At 54.4% G+C, this 19,656-nt stretch carries 16 protein-coding genes; all 16 read right to left on the bottom strand.

Annotated features, from left to right (window positions below; genetic code table 11):
* Positions 1 to 3: 3 nt before the first annotated feature.
* Positions 4 to 3,567 (bottom strand): conjugal transfer protein TraG N-terminal domain-containing protein, encoded by a 3,564-nt coding sequence (locus B5D39_RS03015; RefSeq protein WP_244161334.1) that lies wholly within the window; start codon positions 3,565 to 3,567, stop codon positions 4 to 6.
* Between the two features lie 22 nt (positions 3,568 to 3,589).
* Positions 3,590 to 4,330 (bottom strand): hypothetical protein, encoded by a 741-nt coding sequence (locus tag B5D39_RS03010; protein WP_078788903.1) that lies wholly within the window; start codon positions 4,328 to 4,330, stop codon positions 3,590 to 3,592.
* A gap of 8 nt (positions 4,331 to 4,338) precedes the next feature.
* Entirely contained in the window at positions 4,339 to 4,590 is a 252-nt protein-coding gene (locus tag B5D39_RS03005) for a hypothetical protein (protein ID WP_078788902.1), read from the bottom strand.
* 10 nt (positions 4,591 to 4,600) lie between these two features.
* Entirely contained in the window at positions 4,601 to 5,095 is a 495-nt protein-coding gene (locus B5D39_RS03000) for a S26 family signal peptidase (RefSeq protein ID WP_078788901.1), read from the bottom strand.
* Positions 5,073 to 5,465 (bottom strand): hypothetical protein, encoded by a 393-nt coding sequence (locus B5D39_RS02995; RefSeq protein ID WP_078788900.1) that lies wholly within the window; start codon positions 5,463 to 5,465, stop codon positions 5,073 to 5,075. The genes B5D39_RS03000 and B5D39_RS02995 overlap by 23 nt, the downstream gene beginning before the upstream one ends.
* Before the next feature lie 23 nt (positions 5,466 to 5,488).
* On the bottom strand, positions 5,489 to 6,475 hold the full coding sequence (locus tag B5D39_RS02990; RefSeq protein ID WP_244161333.1) for a type-F conjugative transfer system pilin assembly protein TrbC: 987 nt from the start codon (positions 6,473 to 6,475) through the stop codon (positions 5,489 to 5,491).
* Positions 6,451 to 7,473: a TraU family protein gene (locus B5D39_RS02985; RefSeq protein WP_078788898.1), complete on the bottom strand. Its 1,023-nt coding sequence runs from the start codon at positions 7,471 to 7,473 to the stop codon at positions 6,451 to 6,453. The genes B5D39_RS02990 and B5D39_RS02985 overlap by 25 nt, the downstream gene beginning before the upstream one ends.
* A complete protein-coding gene (locus B5D39_RS02980; RefSeq protein ID WP_078788897.1) occupies positions 7,457 to 7,927 on the bottom strand; it encodes a hypothetical protein in 471 nt (156 codons plus the stop codon). Before B5D39_RS02980 ends, B5D39_RS02985 begins: the two co-directional genes overlap by 17 nt.
* Positions 7,924 to 8,580 carry a hypothetical protein gene (locus B5D39_RS02975; protein ID WP_078788896.1) on the bottom strand — a complete coding sequence of 219 codons (657 nt, stop codon included), beginning with the start codon at positions 8,578 to 8,580 and terminating at the stop codon, positions 7,924 to 7,926. Before B5D39_RS02975 ends, B5D39_RS02980 begins: the two co-directional genes overlap by 4 nt.
* On the bottom strand, positions 8,577 to 11,951 hold the full coding sequence (gene traN / locus B5D39_RS02970) for a conjugal transfer protein TraN (protein ID WP_078788895.1): 3,375 nt from the start codon (positions 11,949 to 11,951) through the stop codon (positions 8,577 to 8,579). Before traN ends, B5D39_RS02975 begins: the two co-directional genes overlap by 4 nt.
* 6 nt (positions 11,952 to 11,957) lie before the next feature.
* Positions 11,958 to 13,781 (bottom strand): hypothetical protein, encoded by a 1,824-nt coding sequence (locus B5D39_RS02965; protein ID WP_244161332.1) that lies wholly within the window; start codon positions 13,779 to 13,781, stop codon positions 11,958 to 11,960.
* A 136-nt stretch (positions 13,782 to 13,917) separates the two neighbouring features.
* The gene (locus tag B5D39_RS02960) at positions 13,918 to 16,347 is read right to left on the bottom strand and encodes a TraC family protein (RefSeq protein WP_244161331.1); all 2,430 of its coding nucleotides are present in this window, start codon (positions 16,345 to 16,347) and stop codon (positions 13,918 to 13,920) included.
* A gap of 20 nt (positions 16,348 to 16,367) precedes the next feature.
* Positions 16,368 to 16,862 carry a TraV family lipoprotein gene (locus B5D39_RS02955; RefSeq protein ID WP_078788892.1) on the bottom strand — a complete coding sequence of 165 codons (495 nt, stop codon included), beginning with the start codon at positions 16,860 to 16,862 and terminating at the stop codon, positions 16,368 to 16,370.
* Complete coding sequence (locus tag B5D39_RS02950) at positions 16,859 to 18,139, bottom strand: TraB/VirB10 family protein (protein ID WP_078788891.1); 1,281 nt, start codon at positions 18,137 to 18,139, stop codon at positions 16,859 to 16,861. Before B5D39_RS02950 ends, B5D39_RS02955 begins: the two co-directional genes overlap by 4 nt.
* The gene (locus tag B5D39_RS02945; protein WP_078788890.1) at positions 18,129 to 19,076 is read right to left on the bottom strand and encodes a type-F conjugative transfer system secretin TraK; all 948 of its coding nucleotides are present in this window, start codon (positions 19,074 to 19,076) and stop codon (positions 18,129 to 18,131) included. Before B5D39_RS02945 ends, B5D39_RS02950 begins: the two co-directional genes overlap by 11 nt.
* Positions 19,076 to 19,654 (bottom strand): type IV conjugative transfer system protein TraE, encoded by a 579-nt coding sequence (locus B5D39_RS02940; protein WP_078788889.1) that lies wholly within the window; start codon positions 19,652 to 19,654, stop codon positions 19,076 to 19,078. The genes B5D39_RS02945 and B5D39_RS02940 overlap by 1 nt, the downstream gene beginning before the upstream one ends.
* Between the last annotated feature and the right edge of the window lie 2 nt (positions 19,655 to 19,656).

Below are 19,656 nucleotides of genomic sequence, written 5' to 3'. Positions count from 1 at the left end.
ACATTACCTCCTTGTGCTTCGTGGCTGTGGTCCACCGCCTCTGGGGAGTGGCGATGTTTTGCTCTGGTGTTGTAGAATTTTGCTGGTTCTTTGTACTTGCTGTTGAACATTTCGAGCTTGCTGCTCAGCGGTATGCGTTATCTCACGCTCAGCAGCGCTCGCAGCGACGTTAGCTGCTTCCTCTCGCTTTGTAACTGCAGCTTTATAAGGGCCAACTGTCTTCGCAACATCCCCAACCATTCCCGCAGTCTCATGCAAAGCCCCCTGACCAACGGCAATCGTTGTTGCAGCCGCACCAGCATCAATTGAACGGCCGTCCCTGAACTCCTGTGATGCAGCGCTACCTGCCAGATTTTGTTTGGATTCAACCCTCGTCCCAACCACCTGCGAACTCGAATAATCCGCCTTAACTCCGCCATCAGCACGAACACTCCCGGTAATGCCACCTCCCGATCTCGTACTGACAACCGCCGCCCCCTGTTGTGACGACTGAACAAACTGATCCTCAGTAATCTCTGAACGCTGCCCTGCAACCAGGTTCCCACTCTTGTCCATCTTCCCCTGCACCTGGGAGTAGTGCAGGTTACCATCCTTGTCCTTGGCATACATGAGGACATTTCCGTCAAGCCCGTTGGAGAACGACCCACCAACTACCTCCATCTTGCCGGTCTTGTCATTCTTGGCGTAATACCAGTCGCCATTGACCATCATCTGCTTGCCGCCAGCCTGGATCATATAACTGCCTGATTTGCGCGAGACATTCAGGGATTGGTTCTCATAACCGGTTTTGATGAAGTCCCCGACTGTCTTACGAAGCCCCTTGTCAGTAGTTGACACGTTCCGATCCAGGCGCTCGATATCAGTCCCGGTTTTACTCTGACCGAGATCAAACTTCTGCACCCGGCCACCCTGATCAACGGCAAACGAGGCAAGGTTACCGTTCCGGTCGTAATCAGCCTTGTAGTCAAATGCCTGGCCGGACAGCTTGGCGACATGGGCTGCAGCACTCTGGAAGCCGGAAGCACGAAGTTGCTTCTGCAGTTCGAGTGCTTGATTCCTGTCCCCTTTGGCAACGGTGCCGGAATCAGACGAGTTAACAATCCCGCCATCCATGCCGACATTGACAGCACTCTTGCCGTCAGATGTCGTGAAGTTGATGTTTTGACCCTCCATTGCCTTCTGCATCTCGGCAAAGCCCCGTTCGGTCAGGTGGCCGTTCTGGTACATCTCCGGATCGTTCTTGAGTTGAGGAGCAATCCTGCCTACCATTTGATCCGCTGCTGCGTGGACCAGTTGATTGCGGGCGATCCTCCCGGAAACATCATTGCTGGTCAGCTGCTGATAGTTGTCGTAACCACCACCTGCATAGATTCCCTGGATCTTGCCACCGGTTTCCGTTGCCAAAACATGACCAGCTTCCGTGCCGGCAGCAACCGGACCGCCCATTTGATTCGAGAGCCCGGTTACCTCTGAAGCATGCTTGCTCTGCTGGAACTGGGCATTCATCTGCATGAGCTGCCCGGAAAAGATCCCGTAGTTATCGGCAATTCTGTTCACCGCATCGGCATTGGCAAAATCCCCAAGGGCCGTAACCTCAGAACGCATGGCATGGAAATCTCGCCAATTTCCGCTGAAACCCAATGACCTGGCTGCAGCATAAGCACCCATTTCCCCCTGCAATTGTCCGACACTCTTGTCCATGTTGGCAGTCAGGAAGTCTGAGTAGTTTTCACCGGACCCAAAGACATTTGCCAAGGCTCGGTCATTGGCAACTCCCATCTTGGCAAATGCCAGAGTGTCGCCACCATAGCTGCCTGAAACAACATCCTTGGTCGCAGCAGACTTGTCGAGTCCCAGCCGGCCATCAAATGATTTCAATTCGTAGGCAGATGAAAGACCGCCTTCCCTCATGGCCCTACCACTACCACCGAAACCGATTGATCTGCCAATCTCGCTATCGGCAGAGATCCTGCTCGAAAAATCCATCCCGAAGTCCCGGATCATATCACTCGATGCAGTTGTCTTGGCCGACATCCCGACCAGCGATTGCGCCTGTCTCGCCTGGAAGCTGTGCTCGTTACTCCATGCCTGCGTAGGCATGGCTGTCACGTTGCGCTGCATGGCTGATGCTCTGCCGGCTGGATCTTCCACCTCATGTGCCGCCCGGGTACCTGCCGACTGCACCTGATTGACCATCCCCCCGGCCATCATTGACATAGCGTGCCCGCCGAACCGAATCAACATCCCGGTAATAACTGTAGCCAGCATCATCCCACTCATCCGGAGTGTGCCAAACATCCCAAGGATCTTCACCGTTTGATCGGGGAAGAAGTAGAGCGCATCCATGCCGAGCTTGTTCTGCCGCACCATCTCATAGGCCCGATTGGCATAGTCCACGGCAAATTGGTGAACTATGGCATCGGTGACACCCCAGGCAGTGAGCCAGATGAAAAAGCCAGCGATGATTCCCACAGCCTTACCGATCAGCGGCGTTGGGATAAAGAGTGCCAGGAAAGGCAACAATCCAACCGCAATGGCCGTGAGCGCCGCCTTCAGGATCGGCAGCCATTCGTTTGCTGATTTCATAGCCCCAGAGGCGTTGAGCAGAAACTGATAGTTGGTGGCGCCGGATGCGTTGCCACTGCGGAAAATCTCCTCCAGCCTCTGGGAGACGTATGCCTGTTTCAGGAAGTCATCAATGCTCGCCGCTCCGAGACCGGTCCCGGCGTTCACGTTGTTCAGCACCGTCTTGCATTGGGTCAGGGCAGCGGCATCAGTAACGTCGTAACCAAGATTGGCGCAAACCGATTCAATATTCTTCCCCAGATTGGCCGGGGTGAGCGCAGCCTTGATGTTGGTCCAGGAGTCAGTACAGGTAAGCGCCTGGCCCTGCGGGTTGGCGGCATTGAAGTAGACCGTCCAGATGGCCGGGTTGATCGCTTTGTCCAGGGAGCCAACAAAGTTGGTGGTAGTCTTGCGCAATTCATCCACCGTAAGGTTGGCATTGGGGTTCATCAGTGCGTAGGAAACACAATCCTTGACGTATCTCCGCATAGAAGCGTCCAGATTGCTGTCCACTGCTGACAGGGGAATACTGGTCAGTTGAGCGAGCCCCAGGAATCCTTTCCCACCGGCCTGCGTCTGGTAGTTCAACGGATCACCGGCAGTGGTGACGATATCCACCAGACCCCGCTCGATCTTGTTCAAAATACCGGCCACTGCCACAACGCCGTCAGGTATTCCGCCCACCGCCTGGTTCTTATTGAAGACCGGATCATAGACATGGATAGTCCCTTTGGGGACGACCAAGGCGAGATAGACCATGACGCCGATCAAAGTCGGCACAATCCAGGTCATGACGGAGCCGTTGGCTGTTCCCAGCGACTTGGCAAAGACCGTCACCCCGCCAAAGAAGAGCCCGGCGGTGATGACAACGAAATAGAGTGACTTGTAAGCGTTGTCGCCGAAGATCAGTGCCAGCTTACCGAAGGCATTCACGACGGCATCGTGGCCTCCCCAGACGTAGAACTCCATGTCCAGAGCCAAAGCCATGGTTGGGATGAGCACCAAGAGTGCCGTAAGAACGAGCCTAGATACTGTCCGTATCGACATGTACTACTCCTGCATCAATCAGTTTAAGGTTGCGCCTCCATGCGAATAGCATGGCGATAATGGGAATGATGATGAACACCGCCGTGGAAATCAGGACAAAGTAGGCTGAAATAAGGAAGATCCCCTTGAATCCCTGGACCCAGTTATATATTGAGTAAACGGTGCTTTGAGAGGTCTTGGTGTAGTAGAGCTTGGTCACTGCCCACACCACGTTCTTGTCTGTGAAAATTTTGAAATAGAGGAAATGGAAAGCAATGAAGGCCACAACCGCCTTGACGATGGCCCCGAAGATCATTCCGCCCAGGAGGTTTAGCACCATGGCACGTGTGTACTCGCCGATGAAACACGTTGAGGCCTTGGCCATGAAGATGGCGTAGCCCAAGGAGAACCCCAGCGCCAACAGGAAGGCGCTGAACTTGTCAAAGAAGGTCGGCGACGGGTCACCGAACATGGGGATGTACTGTTCAATCACCCCTATGGCAACAGGAGTCAGGAATGCCGAAACAATCCCAGAGGCAAATGAACTCCTGAATCCCACTTCCATGAATTCAAGTCGCTGCTTGGTGGTCAGGAAGCGGGACTTGATCATGCAGCCTCCCAGTTCGTTGGCGAAGTTCTGATCGATGTACGAAATTGCCTCCAGGAGCCCTCGCGGGTGGATCTCATTGCTTGGTGGTACCGGCATGATATCCGGAGTGCTGTTACTATCCTTCGACACGTCCTCTCCTATCCCGTGAACGATCTGATCAGGTTCATGATCCCTCCGCCATAGGCGACGATTGCCGCCAGCAGCAGGCAGATGGCAGCCAGGGTAGGATTACGCTGTCGGACTCCTACCCAGAAGGCCGAGATCACAAGGGCAACGAAGAAGAAACGCCCCCAGAAACCGTAGAGCAGCGTCGCGAATAGTTTCTGCCAGAAGCCGGTATACGCAGCCTGCCCCATATAATGCAGGGGGTTGAGTTTCTCAATGGGCACGGAATTCCTCTCAAAAGATCGGGTAGGCTTTCGCCAGGATGCGGTTCTTGTCCACGAAACCGAAATAGCGGGAGTCGTAGCTGTCCTTGTGCTGTCCCATGACGAACATGACTCCCTTGGGGATTTGACCATTGAAGACGAAGTGCTGCAGTGGTTCCCCCTTCAGTGAGATGTCTTTGGCACGTACCAAATACTCGCCGTTGCAGTAGAACTTCTTCTCCGCATCGACGGTGAGCTGATCCCCTTCGTTGCAGCCGATGACCTTCAGCATCTCCTCCGACTTTTTCATACCAACCTTGGCCGCAAATTCCTTATGGTGAAACAGTACGTAATCACCCCTCACCACCTTGTCCGGGTTACGCGTGAGCCAGTAGATCCGGTGCTTGAGAGAAGGCGTGAGAGTGACACTGAACTTGTAGGGGATCAGAGTTCCCGCAACTATCAGGCAAGTGATAGCCAGCCAGAGCCGCCAGTTATGGAAATCAAGGTTTAACGGTTTCGGCATTGCGTACCACCGCGTCACCCATGATGATCACCCGGTTCTTTGGAATTGCCGTGATGACGTTTTCCAGTCGGTCGAAACTCTTCTTCAATTCGTCATCATTCAGTTTGCCGGCCAGATAGTTGTCCCGCTGCTGAGCGATGTACCCCTTGATATCGACTGCAACTACCTTCTGCGCGAACCATCGGTCATAGCCAACTATGGTGGCCAAAGATGCTCCTATAGAGACCACCACACAGATCGCTATCGTGGAAACAAGACTTGGATGCTGTTTGGGATGCTTTTTGGGATACTCTTTAGGTACCGAAACGGCATCCTTGTTGTCTTCAGTCTCCTGAGAGATGTTTGTCTCCATGCTGGTTTCATCATTCATGCGTATGTTCCCTCTTTCCTTATTCAGTTTTTGTTTGCCGGAACGGCAAGCAGAGCGGCTAAGGACTGCGATCCTGTTTCCCTCTGGATCTGATCAAGCAGATATTCCAGGCGAGCATCGCCGTACGCCGTATGGAAATCCGCAATAGTGGCATTCTTGGCATCACCTTCACTCAAGCCGGCATCCTCAGCTTTGAGCCCTCGGGCATAAACCACGGCGGGTACCCGGTCAATCTGGTACCGCCGGAACAACAGGGGATCTACTTCCAGGCTTGCCGGTACCATCTCGCATTCTCCTTCCTGTGGGCGGCACGACTGGTCACGCTGGAGTACTGAGGCGATGAAACTGATGGTCGGCTGGATCTTCGACATCCCATCTACGAACCCGCGCATGACCAGGGTGACGTTCGGATCTCCAAGGCGGGACACAGAAGCGGCATAGTTCCTGATCGTCTGGAGCGGCATTGCCGAGGAAACGAAAACATAGATGCGCTCGGAGTTGGTGAGTTTCCCTTTGCTTTCATTTTTGGCCTTATCTGCGTAGTATCCGGTGACCTTATCCCCAAAGACTTCTGTCTTGATTCGTTCTGTCTCACTCAATACGCGCAACTGAAATTCATCAGAGTGGTAGTAGGAATCAAGCGTTCCGGCCAAGTCAGACATTTCGCGTTCATTGCGGTTTTTGGGAATTGCCAATCGCTCTGCAATTTGGTCGGCCTTGGCCAAGGTATTGGCAAGATCCGGCACACTCAGTTCTTCCACGTCAGTCTCCTTCCACACGGTTCCATTCACAACGACCTTCACCTTTTTAAGTTTTGTCTGGATGAAGGCTCTGCCGGGTTTGCCGCTACACGTGCCCACTTTATTGAGATAAACCGTGTCCTCGACGATCCTGTCCACGATGCAGCAGGTATCGGGGGTAGTGATATATCCAGGATTACCGGCAGCAGATACCGTCCAGGGTGCAGCGATAAATAAACAGGACATCAATTGAGCGCATAGCCGACGCAACAGACCCTCCTTCGTGTCAGTGACCAGAGAAAATTGTCAGGAGACGTGTTGGTAGTACCGAAAGGCGGGTTCTTTGCCGTTCCCCAGATCAGCGAGGGCCTTCCAATGGGGATGCAGTCGTTACCACGTACCGGTCTAGCTATCTGGAGACGGTAATTGCTTTTGACGAGAATCGGCGTCACGACACCGGCACTTGCGCACTGGTTGATGCCGGTATCATAGAGAAGTGTTTCACGACCGAGCTTGAACAGCATCCGGGCCGCCAGCCCGGCATTGACGTTGAGGGGATTGTTTTCGATCATGCTCCCTGACAGGGGATAGAAAGAGCCCCAGCTCCCCATACACCAGAACAGGGGATCAATCGGATACGTAACAGTTGCCGCCACGCTGTCGGCAACGCACGCCAACTGCGAAACCGGATTACCGAACAGGAGCGCCTCCGGGTTGATGATGAAGGACAGGCTGTCATCGTTCCACATGGGATCGACTTCCGTCATGTAGGCCAGGTCGAACGCCCGGTTCTCCGCGCAGGGGAAATCCATGAACAGCTTCAGGATCGACCAGGCTGGGAAGTAGAAGTAATGTGCCTGCTGGAAAGCAAAGTCCGAATCGCCGTACCCCTTGCTGCGGATCTCTCCGGATGAAAAGCCTGGTTTCGGGTTGGTCATGCCGGTGCCCATGACCGGGAAGCAGAACGGGTCCTTGACCGTCTCGATCAGACGGGCATGCTCCCAGAAAGCAGTTGACACGCCAAGGATCAGTATCCCTTTGCTGTCCGGACAGGCACAGACCGGTGAAGTGACGTTGCCGGGAGCCGGCTCGGCGCCATTGCCGTAGGAGACGCTCCCCATCTTCACGGGGAACATGCACTGCCAGCAAATATCGGTCACTGGGTTGAGCACCTTACCCTTGCAAGCACCGCCAGCCCCGTAGGCAACTGGTACTATTAGAAAGAGCGTGACCAATACGATGATAGTTATGTTATTGCTCAGGTTCATCCTCATACCGCACCTTGAATTCGGACCCTTCGTCCGTGATTATGATGACCGCTCCGTTGCTTCCGGTCGGATATCGACCGACAGATCCTTTGCCACGATTGGAACTGCTGTTGGCCTCTAGTTGCTCTGGCGAAACAGCACCCCAGTCGTGGTCACGGAATCGACTCTGCACTGCCAGCAACTCTTCCATGAATTTCCCGTTACTGCTGAAGTCATCCATAACTTTTCGCGACAGGACAAATTGCTTACCTCTATCTGTATCTGAAGATTCCGAGGACTTGCTGGTGACAGCCCTCCCTGCTTTGGCAACCCAGTTGACCGGTGCCAGGATGGGTGCCGCCACGGACGGCAGTCGGGTTGTTTCCTCGACGTTCGTCCAGGATTCGTGTGAGCAGCCGGCGCAAAGCGCCAAGATGCCAGCCATACAGAGTGATTGAGTAATAAGTGAATTCATTGGGCTCCTTTCTTGTCTTGTGACGATCTGGACGCAGTTTTTGCCTTGCCAACCGGCAGCGCGACTTCAGTTACCTCCATCAACCGACCCTTCTGCTTGATGACCGATGGTACGGCCTTCAGCTTGAGGCGTTCGATCATCTTCCGGTCGGCATAGAACAATGGACGACTGATCCGCTTCGACACACCCCCGAAATTCCCCTCCGTAAGCAGAAGCGTTACATCGAGCCGCTTGTCATACTCGGATGCGGCAAACCACTTCACCTGCTCCGGGTCAGTGCCGTCGATGACCACCAGCGTTTTTGGATAGGTAACGTAATCGAGCGGGTTGAAGGTGTACCCCTTTGGGTAGAGAATGCCCCCCTTGCCGTCTGGTACGTCGATCTCGGTGGTATAGGTCATGTCAACCGGGAAGCTCCGGTTCCGCTTCGCTCGGGGCAGGCTCGCCTTTTCCGGCGGTCCCTGGTAGTTCTCGACCTTGCGTTTGTCCAGCACCTTGTTCCAGTCCACCTGCCGGGCACGTTCTTCGATCTCGGCCAGGGCATCCCGTTCCGTGATTCGGTACGTGGTTCCGTAAGTACCAATCACCTTGGCTTGCACCGACGTAACACCAAGCACCAGGGCTATCACTGCCAATCCTGTGCGCCTGATCATTTCGGCGTCGCCTGGTACTTGTTCTGGATGTTTTGCATGATGGTCTGCTGTGAACCATCAATCTTGGTAGCAAGATCCTTCTGTACGTCTTCAAAGTATTCCGAAAGATCGATCCTCGAAAAGTCCAGTGCCTGGAATTCGTCTGGCGTAAAGCCGCGGCAGTTGGGTGCTTCGGGCACACCCCAGCCGCCATTCGGCTGAAACGATTGAAGTTGCGGTCTCCCCTGTTCATGTATGATCCTCGCCATTTTCGAGTTGAAGCAGCAGAAGCTTTTGGCCTTCTGCACACATCCCACCAGCGGCCATTTTTTGTAACAATAGTCCCCCACGTAATGACAATCCTTGGCGGCATTCTGCATCCCGGTCTGAATGTCACCCTGATCGCATCCGCTCCCCATCAGCACCTTCATCACTACCAGGACGACTACCGCGATGATGATGGTGGCCGGATTGAACAGTGCAGCGGCATAGGCCTGAAGTCCGGCACCGATGGCCGATGCTCCTGTAGCACCACTGGCCATGGTTGCATAAGCTCCAGTTGCAGCCGCTCCCGAAAGTGTTGTCGTAGTTCCGGCAGCGGAAACAACTGTCATGGAGGTGACTGCACCGGTAGCGGTGGTCGATATGGCAGAAATCTGCGCGGCACCGGTCACCAGTGCGTTGCCGTAATAGGCGACCTGACCTATTTCATAGGCCATCTGAATGCCCTGAACCGCTGTCGAGATGCTGCTGCCGGTATCCTCCGAAGCCACCTTGTCGCTTTCGCAGCAGTTATTGAGGTACCCGACCGTCAAGCCGGGGGGACGGCAACGTGACGCCTTGCCGTTGAAAATGTAGATCTGGCCGAGGCAGTTGCCATTTGCATCTTTTGGCCCGTCATCCTGAAGCATTGACTCGTCGATAGTGGTCGTCACCTCAGATCCGGGCGCTCCGGGGTTGAAACAGGGGTTCGGGGAACACTGCATCTTGTTCTGGTATTCCATGCAAGCGTACTGAGTCCCGAGCGGACAGGTATTGAACCCCTCAAAGCAGCTGTCCTTCTGCGGATTGTAGATGCCGGCGCCACTGCAGATTGGCACTGCCTCGCATTTGCCGATGGGAAGCGGTGTGTATGTTGTTCCCGCCGGACAGTCGTGCTGGACTTCTGATACGCACTTGTCGAGCGTGGTTGAGAACGTAGTGGTAGCGGCCTGGGAGAAAGCAGGGTCTTTTGGACATGCAACGGGTTGAAGGCACTTGAAGTCAGCCTGGCTCCAACTGTAGGTGCCACAATTACGAGTCAGCGTGGCTTGGCAGACGTTGAGTGCTGCGTCATAAGCGCCATTGGCGCATACCGGTGCAGAGAAACAGAGATTGGCGGCAGCATCAAAGGAGTAGGTGCCGCAGTCCCTGGTGATGGTTGCTTCACAGAGGTCAGTTGTGGTGTTCAGGGTGCCGTTCGGACAGGAAGGCGCAAGAATGCACAGCCCGCTGGCGCTGTCATACGTCCCTTGAGTGCATGTTGGTGTATAGGCGGCCCAGCAGACATCCATGTTCGGGTCGAAGTTGCCGCCTGAACAGGTCGGGTTGGTGGCGGAAAGGCACTGATTGCCGTTGATGAGAGCCTGACCGGCAGGACAAACCATCTGTGTCGAAGCCATCGTGAATGAACCGGACAACATCCAGGCACTGGCCGGTGAACCGTCTGAGCAATAGCGGTCCATGAAATAGTAGCTGCAGTTGCCGACGCTGTCGCATTGCAACGCCGACAGGGCATAACCGGTACTGGTCAACTCGGTTCGGGTCAGAAGGTCGAGGGGTGACTGAATCGTGATGGCGTCAGAACCGAGACAACAATAATTAGCTGCAACACTCACCTGTCCTTGTGGGCCATTGGGGCAGGAGATACTTACATTGCAGCAGGAGTCGGCATACGGTGCGCAAAGAAATGATTGAGGACTACAGGATAAAACCTGTTGTGAGCTGGCACCGGTGATGGCGTCACACTTGTTTGTGACCACATTGTACGTGGTACCTGCCGGGCATTCGGGAGCTTTTTCGCAGCGCCCCCGGGAGTTGTTATAGCTGTAGCCGCTTGGACATGATGGCACGAAAGGCTGGACGCAGAGATTGTAGGTGGCGTTATAGCTGCCATAGGTACAGATCGGCGACCGTTCGCACTTGCCGGTCGTGCCGTTGTAAGCATAGCCATTGGCAGTGTCGCAGACCGGCATCCAGGCTTTTTCGCACCGATCCTTGGCCGCGATGAACGCTCCTCCGTCAGTGCACGTTGCCGACTTCACGCAACGGTCGTAGGTCTGGCTGGCCGGGTTGGCGTCATAGGTATAGCCAACGGGACAATCGTTTTGAACCAGTTTCTCACAGCGGTCAGCAACCGGATTGAAGGTACCGTTTTCCGGACAGACCACAGTCGCGATGCATTTGTCGATACCAGAGTCCCAGGTGTAGCCGCTGCCACAAACGTTCTGGGCCGTTGCCTGACACATATCACGGGTTGTTTCCAGAGTAGAGCCAACCGGACAGACTGGTGCCGTATAGGTTTCGACGCATTCCGTGGAACCGACCGGGCAGAATTGTCCTTGAGTCGTCTGAATGCAGTTGGCTGTTTCTCCCGGGTCACCGGCATAGCCGTTGTTATTCAGATCCTGACCGCACATGATGTTATTGATGGCATTGGGATCAGGAGGTGGCGGAGGAGGTGGCGGCGGTGGAGGGGTGATCGTGCCTGGATCGATGTACGACAGGGCACAGTCGAGCTTGCCGGGGAACTCTACGATCTGTGAGCTTCTTGTCCCATCGAGACCGCTGGCCCAGATCCCGTCACTTCCCATGACGACTGCCTGCGGGTCCTGCCCGGTATAGGCGCCAGCAGCCGGCCATTTTGTGAATGGAAGTCCCGATCCATCTATGGCGTTGAATCCAACGGGGCCGAACTCTTTCCAGGCGTCGATGTAGGTGCTCTTATCCGAGGTTGCTGTCCCCAGATAGGTGCCATAGCGCTTGATCAGGAAATCCAGTGCTTGCTGGCTGTCCACGCTGACCGGCTTGGCCGCCCCGAACTGTCCGAGAGACAGCATTCTCTTGAGCGAGGCCGTGTCGGTACCGGTCATCAGGTACTCCCGGCTGATGTTCGCCGAGAAGTCGAAATAGATGTCGGGAAGCGACTGGCTGCCACTGACGGCTGATTTGGCAATGGCGTAGGTCTTGCCGTTGAATTCGGTGAAGAAAGCCAGGGCATCAATGTAGCGATAGGTGGTACCGGTCGAGATGGTGTCCTGGCAACTGACAACTGCCTGCGCCGTGGTGGTTACCCCGGAGAGGGAGAGCAGGAGAACGGCATAAAGAACTGAATAGGCGATACGGAATAGCATCTGTTTTTACCTCGACTGCATCGGCTGCTTCTGGCCACTCGAACAGATATTGTCTTTGCCTGCCAGTCTGAGCGTCTGGATGACCGTGGCAGCCTCAGCGAACTCGTTGATGCACTGGCAATCAATGACGATTTCTTCGCCCGGGTCGGCAGGACAGCTGTTATTGATGCAGGTCTTGTAGAAAATGTCGTATGACTGGGCGGGAACACGCATGTCGGTAACATTTCCGGTCGTTGTTACCTGGGTGTCGGTCTTGGCGATGCGGGTCTTGCAGGCCACTTCACATTCGGACGCCGGGTCACGTTGTGGCAGGTTGATACTGCCGTTGACAATGTTCCACCCCGTAGGGCCGAGTCGTGGGTCCTGGAACGTCAGATTCGCTGTGTTGTCGCTGGCAGAGGAAACCACCTTCCCGAAACGGGTTGCCACATCAGAGAAGTCGTATTGCTGACTGCCGCAGACGTACGTACGCTTCTTGTGCCACCAGTCCCGGCAAATCTTGTTGGTACCCACCTGGCCGGTGAAATTCTTACAGGAAGGAAGTTGGTTGAAACCGGTCGGATTGAAGTTCTGGTAGGTCACGACTCCGTCGATTTCTTCTTCCTTCAAGCGACAGTCCGGATCGTTGGCCAAGGCGGCACACTTATCCTCAACGGCTTCCGTGTAGGTGTCCTCCTTGAAGTCGAAGAAATAGCTCCAGTCGAACGAGACACCTTGAGCACCCTTTGCCGGACAGACAATGCCGGTCTGGACTGATGTGTCGAATCCGTTGATGACTCCGTCCACGGATGCCGAAGCGGAATTGCAGCCGCCGCCACTCATGTTGTTCATGTTGAAGGTGGCGGACATAAGCTGGCCGAGCTTGGCCGGGTCTGGTGTGGACACAGTGACGGGTTTAACTGTATGCCAGCCATCTCCGCCCGGACTGCCGCCGCAGTTGTTGTGGGCCGCTCCCGGTCCTCCGGGGCCGGTATCCAGGTATTCCAATTGATAGGTTAGATCATCGGCCTTATGAACCCGTATGTAGACCAGGTGATCGGTACAGAGGGCACTGCTTCCTGAGTCGTTGAAGGACGTGGTGGAGGTATCAACACGGCCAGCCCGGTCAACCGTGCAGATGCTTGACTTGCCCTGAGCCTCCCGGGCCGCACCCGAGTTGGAGATCATGTAGTAGAAACTGCTCGGGTCGGATGATTGGGAGATGGCAGCAGAATCCCGAGCTGCCGTCAGCTGGGGCCAGTTGGTGTAATACCCCGTCAGGGTATCCACTGTTGGGGAGGAAGCGAATGCCGCGACACTCGTGGCGGCATTGTTCGTTTTGGTGGTCACTTGCCCGTAATAGGTAATGGTGGTGATGTCGGTATTGACGTTGGTAATGGTGAAGGAGGTATTGCTGGTATGAACTGCATTGACAATACCCCCACCGATATCCTTCAACACGATGGCGCTGTTGACCCAGACCAGGTTGCTGCCACAACTGCTGTTGATGCAATAGCAGCCACCGAGATCGGTAATGGACGCCGGTGCTTCAGTGACCCGGCCATCAGCATCGGCGGCCCACGTATAATATTTGCAATTCGTCCAGCTACCGGCATTACAGGAGATGAAGCCGTTGGCGCAGACCCCTGACACAAGCGACGGCACAGCGTGAACATTGTCGATGGTGCCATCAGTGTTTAGATCCTGGCTGACGATAACCTGCTGCAGGTCACCGGTTCCTGACGGCTGTATCATCACCTCCAGGAATTTTGCCGATGAGGGAGCGTTCAGGGTTGCCGGGAAGCTGGTAGCGCCGTTCACCGTCTGCATGAGGTTCGATGAGTTGGTCATCGGCAACGAGATGTTGCTGTTGACAGAATTCTTACTGCCGAACCGGGAGAGCGCCGACTGACCGGCATTCTGGCCAGCGGTCTTCCCATCGATTCCGAAGGCAGACGTGCTGCCTAACGTCACAGACATCATCAGACTAACTGCGGTATTTCTTGACCATCTCACGGATTGCATCCTCATAACTCACTCCGCCATCAACCATTGCCTCTATTTCAGTTATCTCACTCGCATCAGACGTGAAAACGTAGTAGGAGAAAGGATCTACGGCCAATCTGCCGACTCCGACGCCGAAAGGAGTGTCCATGAAGATCTCCGAGTACTTGGGCTTGTTGCTCTTCGTTGACTTGAGAATCCGCATGGTAAAATCGTCGTAATCCATCAGCTTCTCGTCCAGAGCCTTCTCGAAGTCGGACGACTCCAGATAGAATTTGAAGGCCGAGTTATTCCTGATGACATCGCCAACCCCGCCGAAGAGCTTCATGTCGAGTACCGACTGGGTGATTATGGTGAAACTGCCATGGTATTTGCGGGCACGACGGTACCCTTCCTCAATGACCTCCTTCAGGGTCGAACTCTCTCCAAGGAATTGCCATGCCTCATCAAAAACGATCAGTCGCTGATCCGACTTGTCGGAGAGATAGAGATCCTGGGTTACGGCATTTATCACCTGAAGGGTGACTACCCGGAACAGTTCCTTACGGGACTTGAGATGTTCCAGTTCCAGCACCACGAATTCGTCGTTGGAGATGTCGAGACTGCTTTTGCCGTTGAAGAAACGGCCAAAGGTTCCGTCGCTCTTGAAGTCGGCCAGGTTAAAAGCAAGCCGGGAAGCAGCCTCCTTGATCTCGCCACCCTCGGAGGAGTACTGGTCGAAATTGAACAGGTACTCGTAGACGGTATCGATATCTGCATCATTGCCCTGCTGCTGCCAGGCCCAGCGAACTGCTCCCTTGATCAGGGTCATCTCTGTCTCGCTGGGAATGGTCTTGCCGGTGGAAAAGACCATCTGGGCAACGATGGGAGCGATAACCGGGATGTCGTACTCGGGATCGATGATGTTGGTGAAGGGGTTCAGACAGACCTGGGAGTCCTCGCTGAAGTCCAGATAGCGGGCACCGAACAGTTTGGTCATCTTCTTGTAGGAGCCGCCGATGTCGATGATCCGGATCTTCGATTTCATGGCGAAGTAGTTGTAGACCAGATAGTTGATAAAGAAGCTTTTGCCGGCGCCGCTGGAGGCGCAGACCATGGCGTTGTGGTTGTTGACTCCCTTGTTGAAGATGTCGAGGCCGAACAGATTCCCTTTCCTGCCTGCGAAGAGCATCACCGGCTTGCCTAGTCCGGAGAAGTCCCCCTGCACCGGCAGGGTGACAGCAATACTATCCACCGGAAGAATATGGTCGCGGTCGAGAGTGTCGATGTTGCTTCCGTGGTCGTAGAGACCGAATGGCAGAGAAGAAATGAACAGGATGGGAAGAATCCCCTTATCCTCCTGCATGACGTATCCTTGCCCCTCCCAGACCCGCTTGGCCCTGGTGACGGACTCGTTTACCAGCCATTCGTCACTGCCGTAGACCCACATGATAGGAATGACACGGTAGAACTTCGTGCCCCGTTCCAGTTCATCGACCGCCCAGAGATACTCGTCTTTCTTTCTGGCCAGCGATGGGGCGAAACTGCCGACACCCTGCTGTTGCAGGACCAGGTTGCACTTGGTGTGAAGCTTGTTCTTCTGGTTCCGTAGGACGATATTCAGCGTAAAGAAGAATGGCGTCCGGATCTGATCAGAGTCGGTCGCCATCCCCATGATCCCGCCGAAGAGTTGGTTGGTCTGGATCGGATCGCCGTTCAGAGGGAATGACTTCGGGGTGACGCAGCGGAAGTGCCGGGAACCGAACTTGAGAGAAGAGAACCTTTTCTCTACCTTGGTCCCGAGCAGTACCTGCTTACGGATGATATTGCGTTCGTCATAGTGGCTGCTATTTGCAGACGGGTCTTCATTCAGCATGCGCCGCAGCCAATCCAGCAAGTTACCCGGATTGACAACGACCGGTGAAAGGCCGGCGCCACGCAGCACTTCCTGGATCGTGCCGAACACTTCTTCAAGATTTACATGGGCACTGTCCTTCACCGGAAACTTGACCGTAAAAAACATCCTGAAGTTCCGGATCGGAATACCGCTCAGACAGCCGAGACCTTCCACACCTTCCTGAAAGAAGCGGGACACGTTGTCAGAAACATCGCGTACCAGTTTGCTGTCGCGCAATTTCATGGAAGTATAGGTATCCACAATATGCTTAACAAAAGGGTCGGCGAATAGAATGAACTGCATGATCGAACCGTCAGGCAGGTTTACACGGAATATCCCCTCCAGGGTCCTGATGGTAGTCTCACAGGCAAAAGCCAGTGGAGCACACTCCCACATCATCCCGAAGGTGTTATCGGTGTTCAGGTAGATCTGATTCTTGGGGTCATGGGCAATCCACGGGAAATATTCGGAAAAATTGTCCCGTTCGGAGAGACGGCGTAACTCGCTCCTGGTGAAGCCCCCTCCACTTCCAAACAACGCTGACGCAACGCCCATGTCTAGTCCTCCTCGCCGGATGTAACGGAGTCACCCATCAACCAGCGCGGTTCATCAACGAAGAAGTAGACATAACGCAGCATGTAGAATTCATTGTCCTGGCCGGTGTATGGCAGAAGGAGCACCCGCATGGTTTTCGGGGGAGCAACAACCGGTGTGACCGGTTCTTTCAGGAGTCCGCTGAATTTGTCGAACAGTGCCGATTGGTAGCGGTTGTAGGTACCGTTCTCTTTGGCGGACGGATGCAGGGAGATATCCTTCTTGCCTTCGGTGCAGAGACCGGCTGCAGCACTGTCAGCATTACAATCGTCTTCCTTGTGTTCTGCAGGTGCTTCGCTTGATTTGCCAGGGATTGCTGTCGATTCCTTGTAGGCGGTTTGCACCGAAACGCACTTGCCGTTGCTGGTTTCAGGGCAGCTAAAGCTGCTTTCGTAGGGGTTGAGCAGGGCACAGCCGCTCATTGTCAGCATTCCTATAGTAATAAGGGCTTTCTTCACTTTCCGCCTCCCTTGGCAATTTTCTTGATGTCCAGATTGATTCCTTCGCTAATGACCAGTGTCACCGGCTTTGTGGCTCCGACTTCTATGACCGGCATGGTTTGCCTGGCCAGTTCCATGTAGAACTTCTGGATCTCTTTGAAGCCACTCGACAGGCCGGACCCAAGCCCAGACATGGCAATGTCTTTGGGGTCAACGGTTTGTGTCGTACCGAGAGGGCTTACGGACATGGTCGTGGCCGCAGACTTAATCGCGTCACCGGCACCGCCGAAGAAGCCGGCCAACATGCTCCTGGCGATCATGGAGCCCATCTTGGCAACGACCCGGCCTCGCAGGCCAATTTTGCCGTCTTCATCAACGACGAACCCTTTGATCTTCTGGTCGACTACCGCCTGCCCCTTACGGTCGAGGCATGACAAGGAAACGAGCAGCAGTTCCGCACGCTCGGTGGCCAGGTTCCCCTTGCCGTCAGCGATAACAAAGCACCCTTTGAGGTTTGCCTTGACGCTATTGGGCAGTACCGCTGGAGTCTTTACCCTGAGCAGCACCGGCACCGGATTTCCTTTGGCTTCCGAAGTGGTTGGAGCGTCCAAGCCACTCAACAGAGTCGCCTCCATAAAGGAAGGTGGCAGATAGACCGAGACGGTCCCGACGTCTTTTTTTTTATCTTCCGCATCAGCCTTGGCGGGTTTGCCTGATCCAGGAGACGAAACGATGGCGATATCGCCGATTTCGGTTTCGGGTGGAGATTGCAACTGGCCTGCAGCCATTCCTTGAGGTGCGGCAGGTGGGGGAGGAAGCGAGAAGCTGCTGCTTTGCGGCATCGGCGGAAGTGGCGGCAACGGCTGTTTTGATATCACTGTCCTGCCGGAACCGGCCTTTTGCGTCTGGCCCTGCTGTTGAGCAGTGACGGCAAGATGATTGTCACCAGGTACAGCGGGTGTAGTGCCGGCCTGAAGCACCGGTGCTGGAGTCGGGTCACCCTTTTTCTCTCGGGTGATCTCATCGAGTTTTTTCTGGAGTTCGGCAACTTTGTCGTCACGCTTGGCAATCTCCTTCTGACTTTCGAGGAACTGTGACTTTTCCAGGAGTTTTGGCTCGATGCTCAAGGGCGCTTGTTTCGCACTTTTTGTGGAAACGGAATCTTTCCCTCTGTTCATGGCGTAATATCCAATCGCGAATACGGTCACAAGAATGCAGCCTGCCGCACACCAGGCAAGATTCCGGCGCTGACTGCCACTGAGTCCGTTCCAGTAGGACAGGAGCTTATTTTTCATCGTCTGCCTCCTGGACATCTGACTCGGTACGGTTTTCTGTTGGCTCTTTTTGGTTTCCCGACTTGTTTGCAGGCAGACTCTGCCTTGGCTGATCCATTACCGGCAGGTCACCGGTCAGTCTACGAACCCCCTGTTTCTCGGCACGCTGCTCCACCACAAACACTCTGGAAGAGTCACCTGTTCGCAGAACATGACGTTCAAGTGATACAGCTATTGGGTTGTCCACCAGCGCCGTACGCAGAAACATCTTCTCGTTCATCTTGAACTCAGGAGTTTCGCCCCGCAGCGATGCCTCGAACTCCTTGATCCGGAGACCTTCACCCTCGATGTCCACGGTTCGTTTGAGGGTCAGAAGGATTTCCCGGAATGTGAAGAATCGTTTTTCCTTTTTGCTGATGGTGTAGGAGTCAGGAATGTTCTCGGTGTAGACTTCCCTGATCGCCTTGAGTACTTTCTTCTCGAAGGGTAAGCCGGCATAGAGAGACAGGTTCTCTTTGATCTTCTTCTCCTGGCCGGAAGTGAGGCGAATTGTTTGGGATGGCACTCTCTGGGGAAATGCGACCAAGCTGAAGACTTTTTCGCCACATACGACATAAAGCTCGGTCGGTGTAGATGAGTAGAAGAACTTGTCCCCCTTCTTGGTCACCTTGAACTTCACGAAGGCATCCTTGCCGGTGATCTTGATCGTTATCCCTTTCTCGGTTGAGGTCAGGACTTCTCGAATGTCACCTGGGCAGGAGATCCGATTTATGTCGGAACTCGACAGCCGAATACCGGTTGACGATTCTGGTAAGACAACGGTCGGAAACTCACCTTCGACCGGCTTTTCGATAGCCTGGTCAATTGCAGTCTTCTGTTTATGGATAGCACCTTGTTCCAATGCATGCGCCAATGTCGGCACCAGCAATGCGGTTAGTAAAGCTATCGTTTTGCGCATCACGCCCCCTTGTTTTCGCCTAGCGCCGGCTTTTCATAGAGCCGCACCAGGATGAATTTTCCGTTCTCGAAGCGGTATTCGATGAGGTAGACCTTCAGAACGTCCTCTGCCTTCTGATCCACCATGTAGGTCTTCTTGGTACCGGTCACTACGAGACGCCGCTTCTCGGCGTCATTGATGATTGAATGAATGTAAAAGGCACTGGAGGCCTTGGTGTTTTCGATTTTGTCCGCCAGTTCGTACAACTCTTTCCGTGATGCCTGGAATTCGGCGGGGTCGTAGACTGCTAGCAGCTCGCTGAACTGCGACCGGACGTTGACCGGGTTGTAGGTAAGCGCCAGACTCAGGATGTAGCGGGTGAATTCCTTGAGGTATTCATCCGAGGCTTTGTCACCGGAAACCGAGATCTTTGAATTGATGGTCGGCGGCACGAGAATCACCCGCTGACTGTTCAATGCAGTGAATAGTCCGGCTGTGTTGATGACAACGGCAATGCCAAGTGCTACGACCACGAACTTGAGCAGCCGGTTTTCGGCGAAAATGTTGGAACTTTTCTGTAGAAATATGTCGAGGTTCACTT

It is taken from the genome of Trichlorobacter thiogenes (genome assembly GCF_900167465.1).
Classification (GTDB): Bacteria; Desulfobacterota; Desulfuromonadia; order Geobacterales; family Pseudopelobacteraceae; genus Trichlorobacter; species Trichlorobacter thiogenes.
The sequence above is the reverse complement of the archived record's forward strand: the minus strand, read 5'-3'. Positions and strand labels throughout refer to the sequence as shown.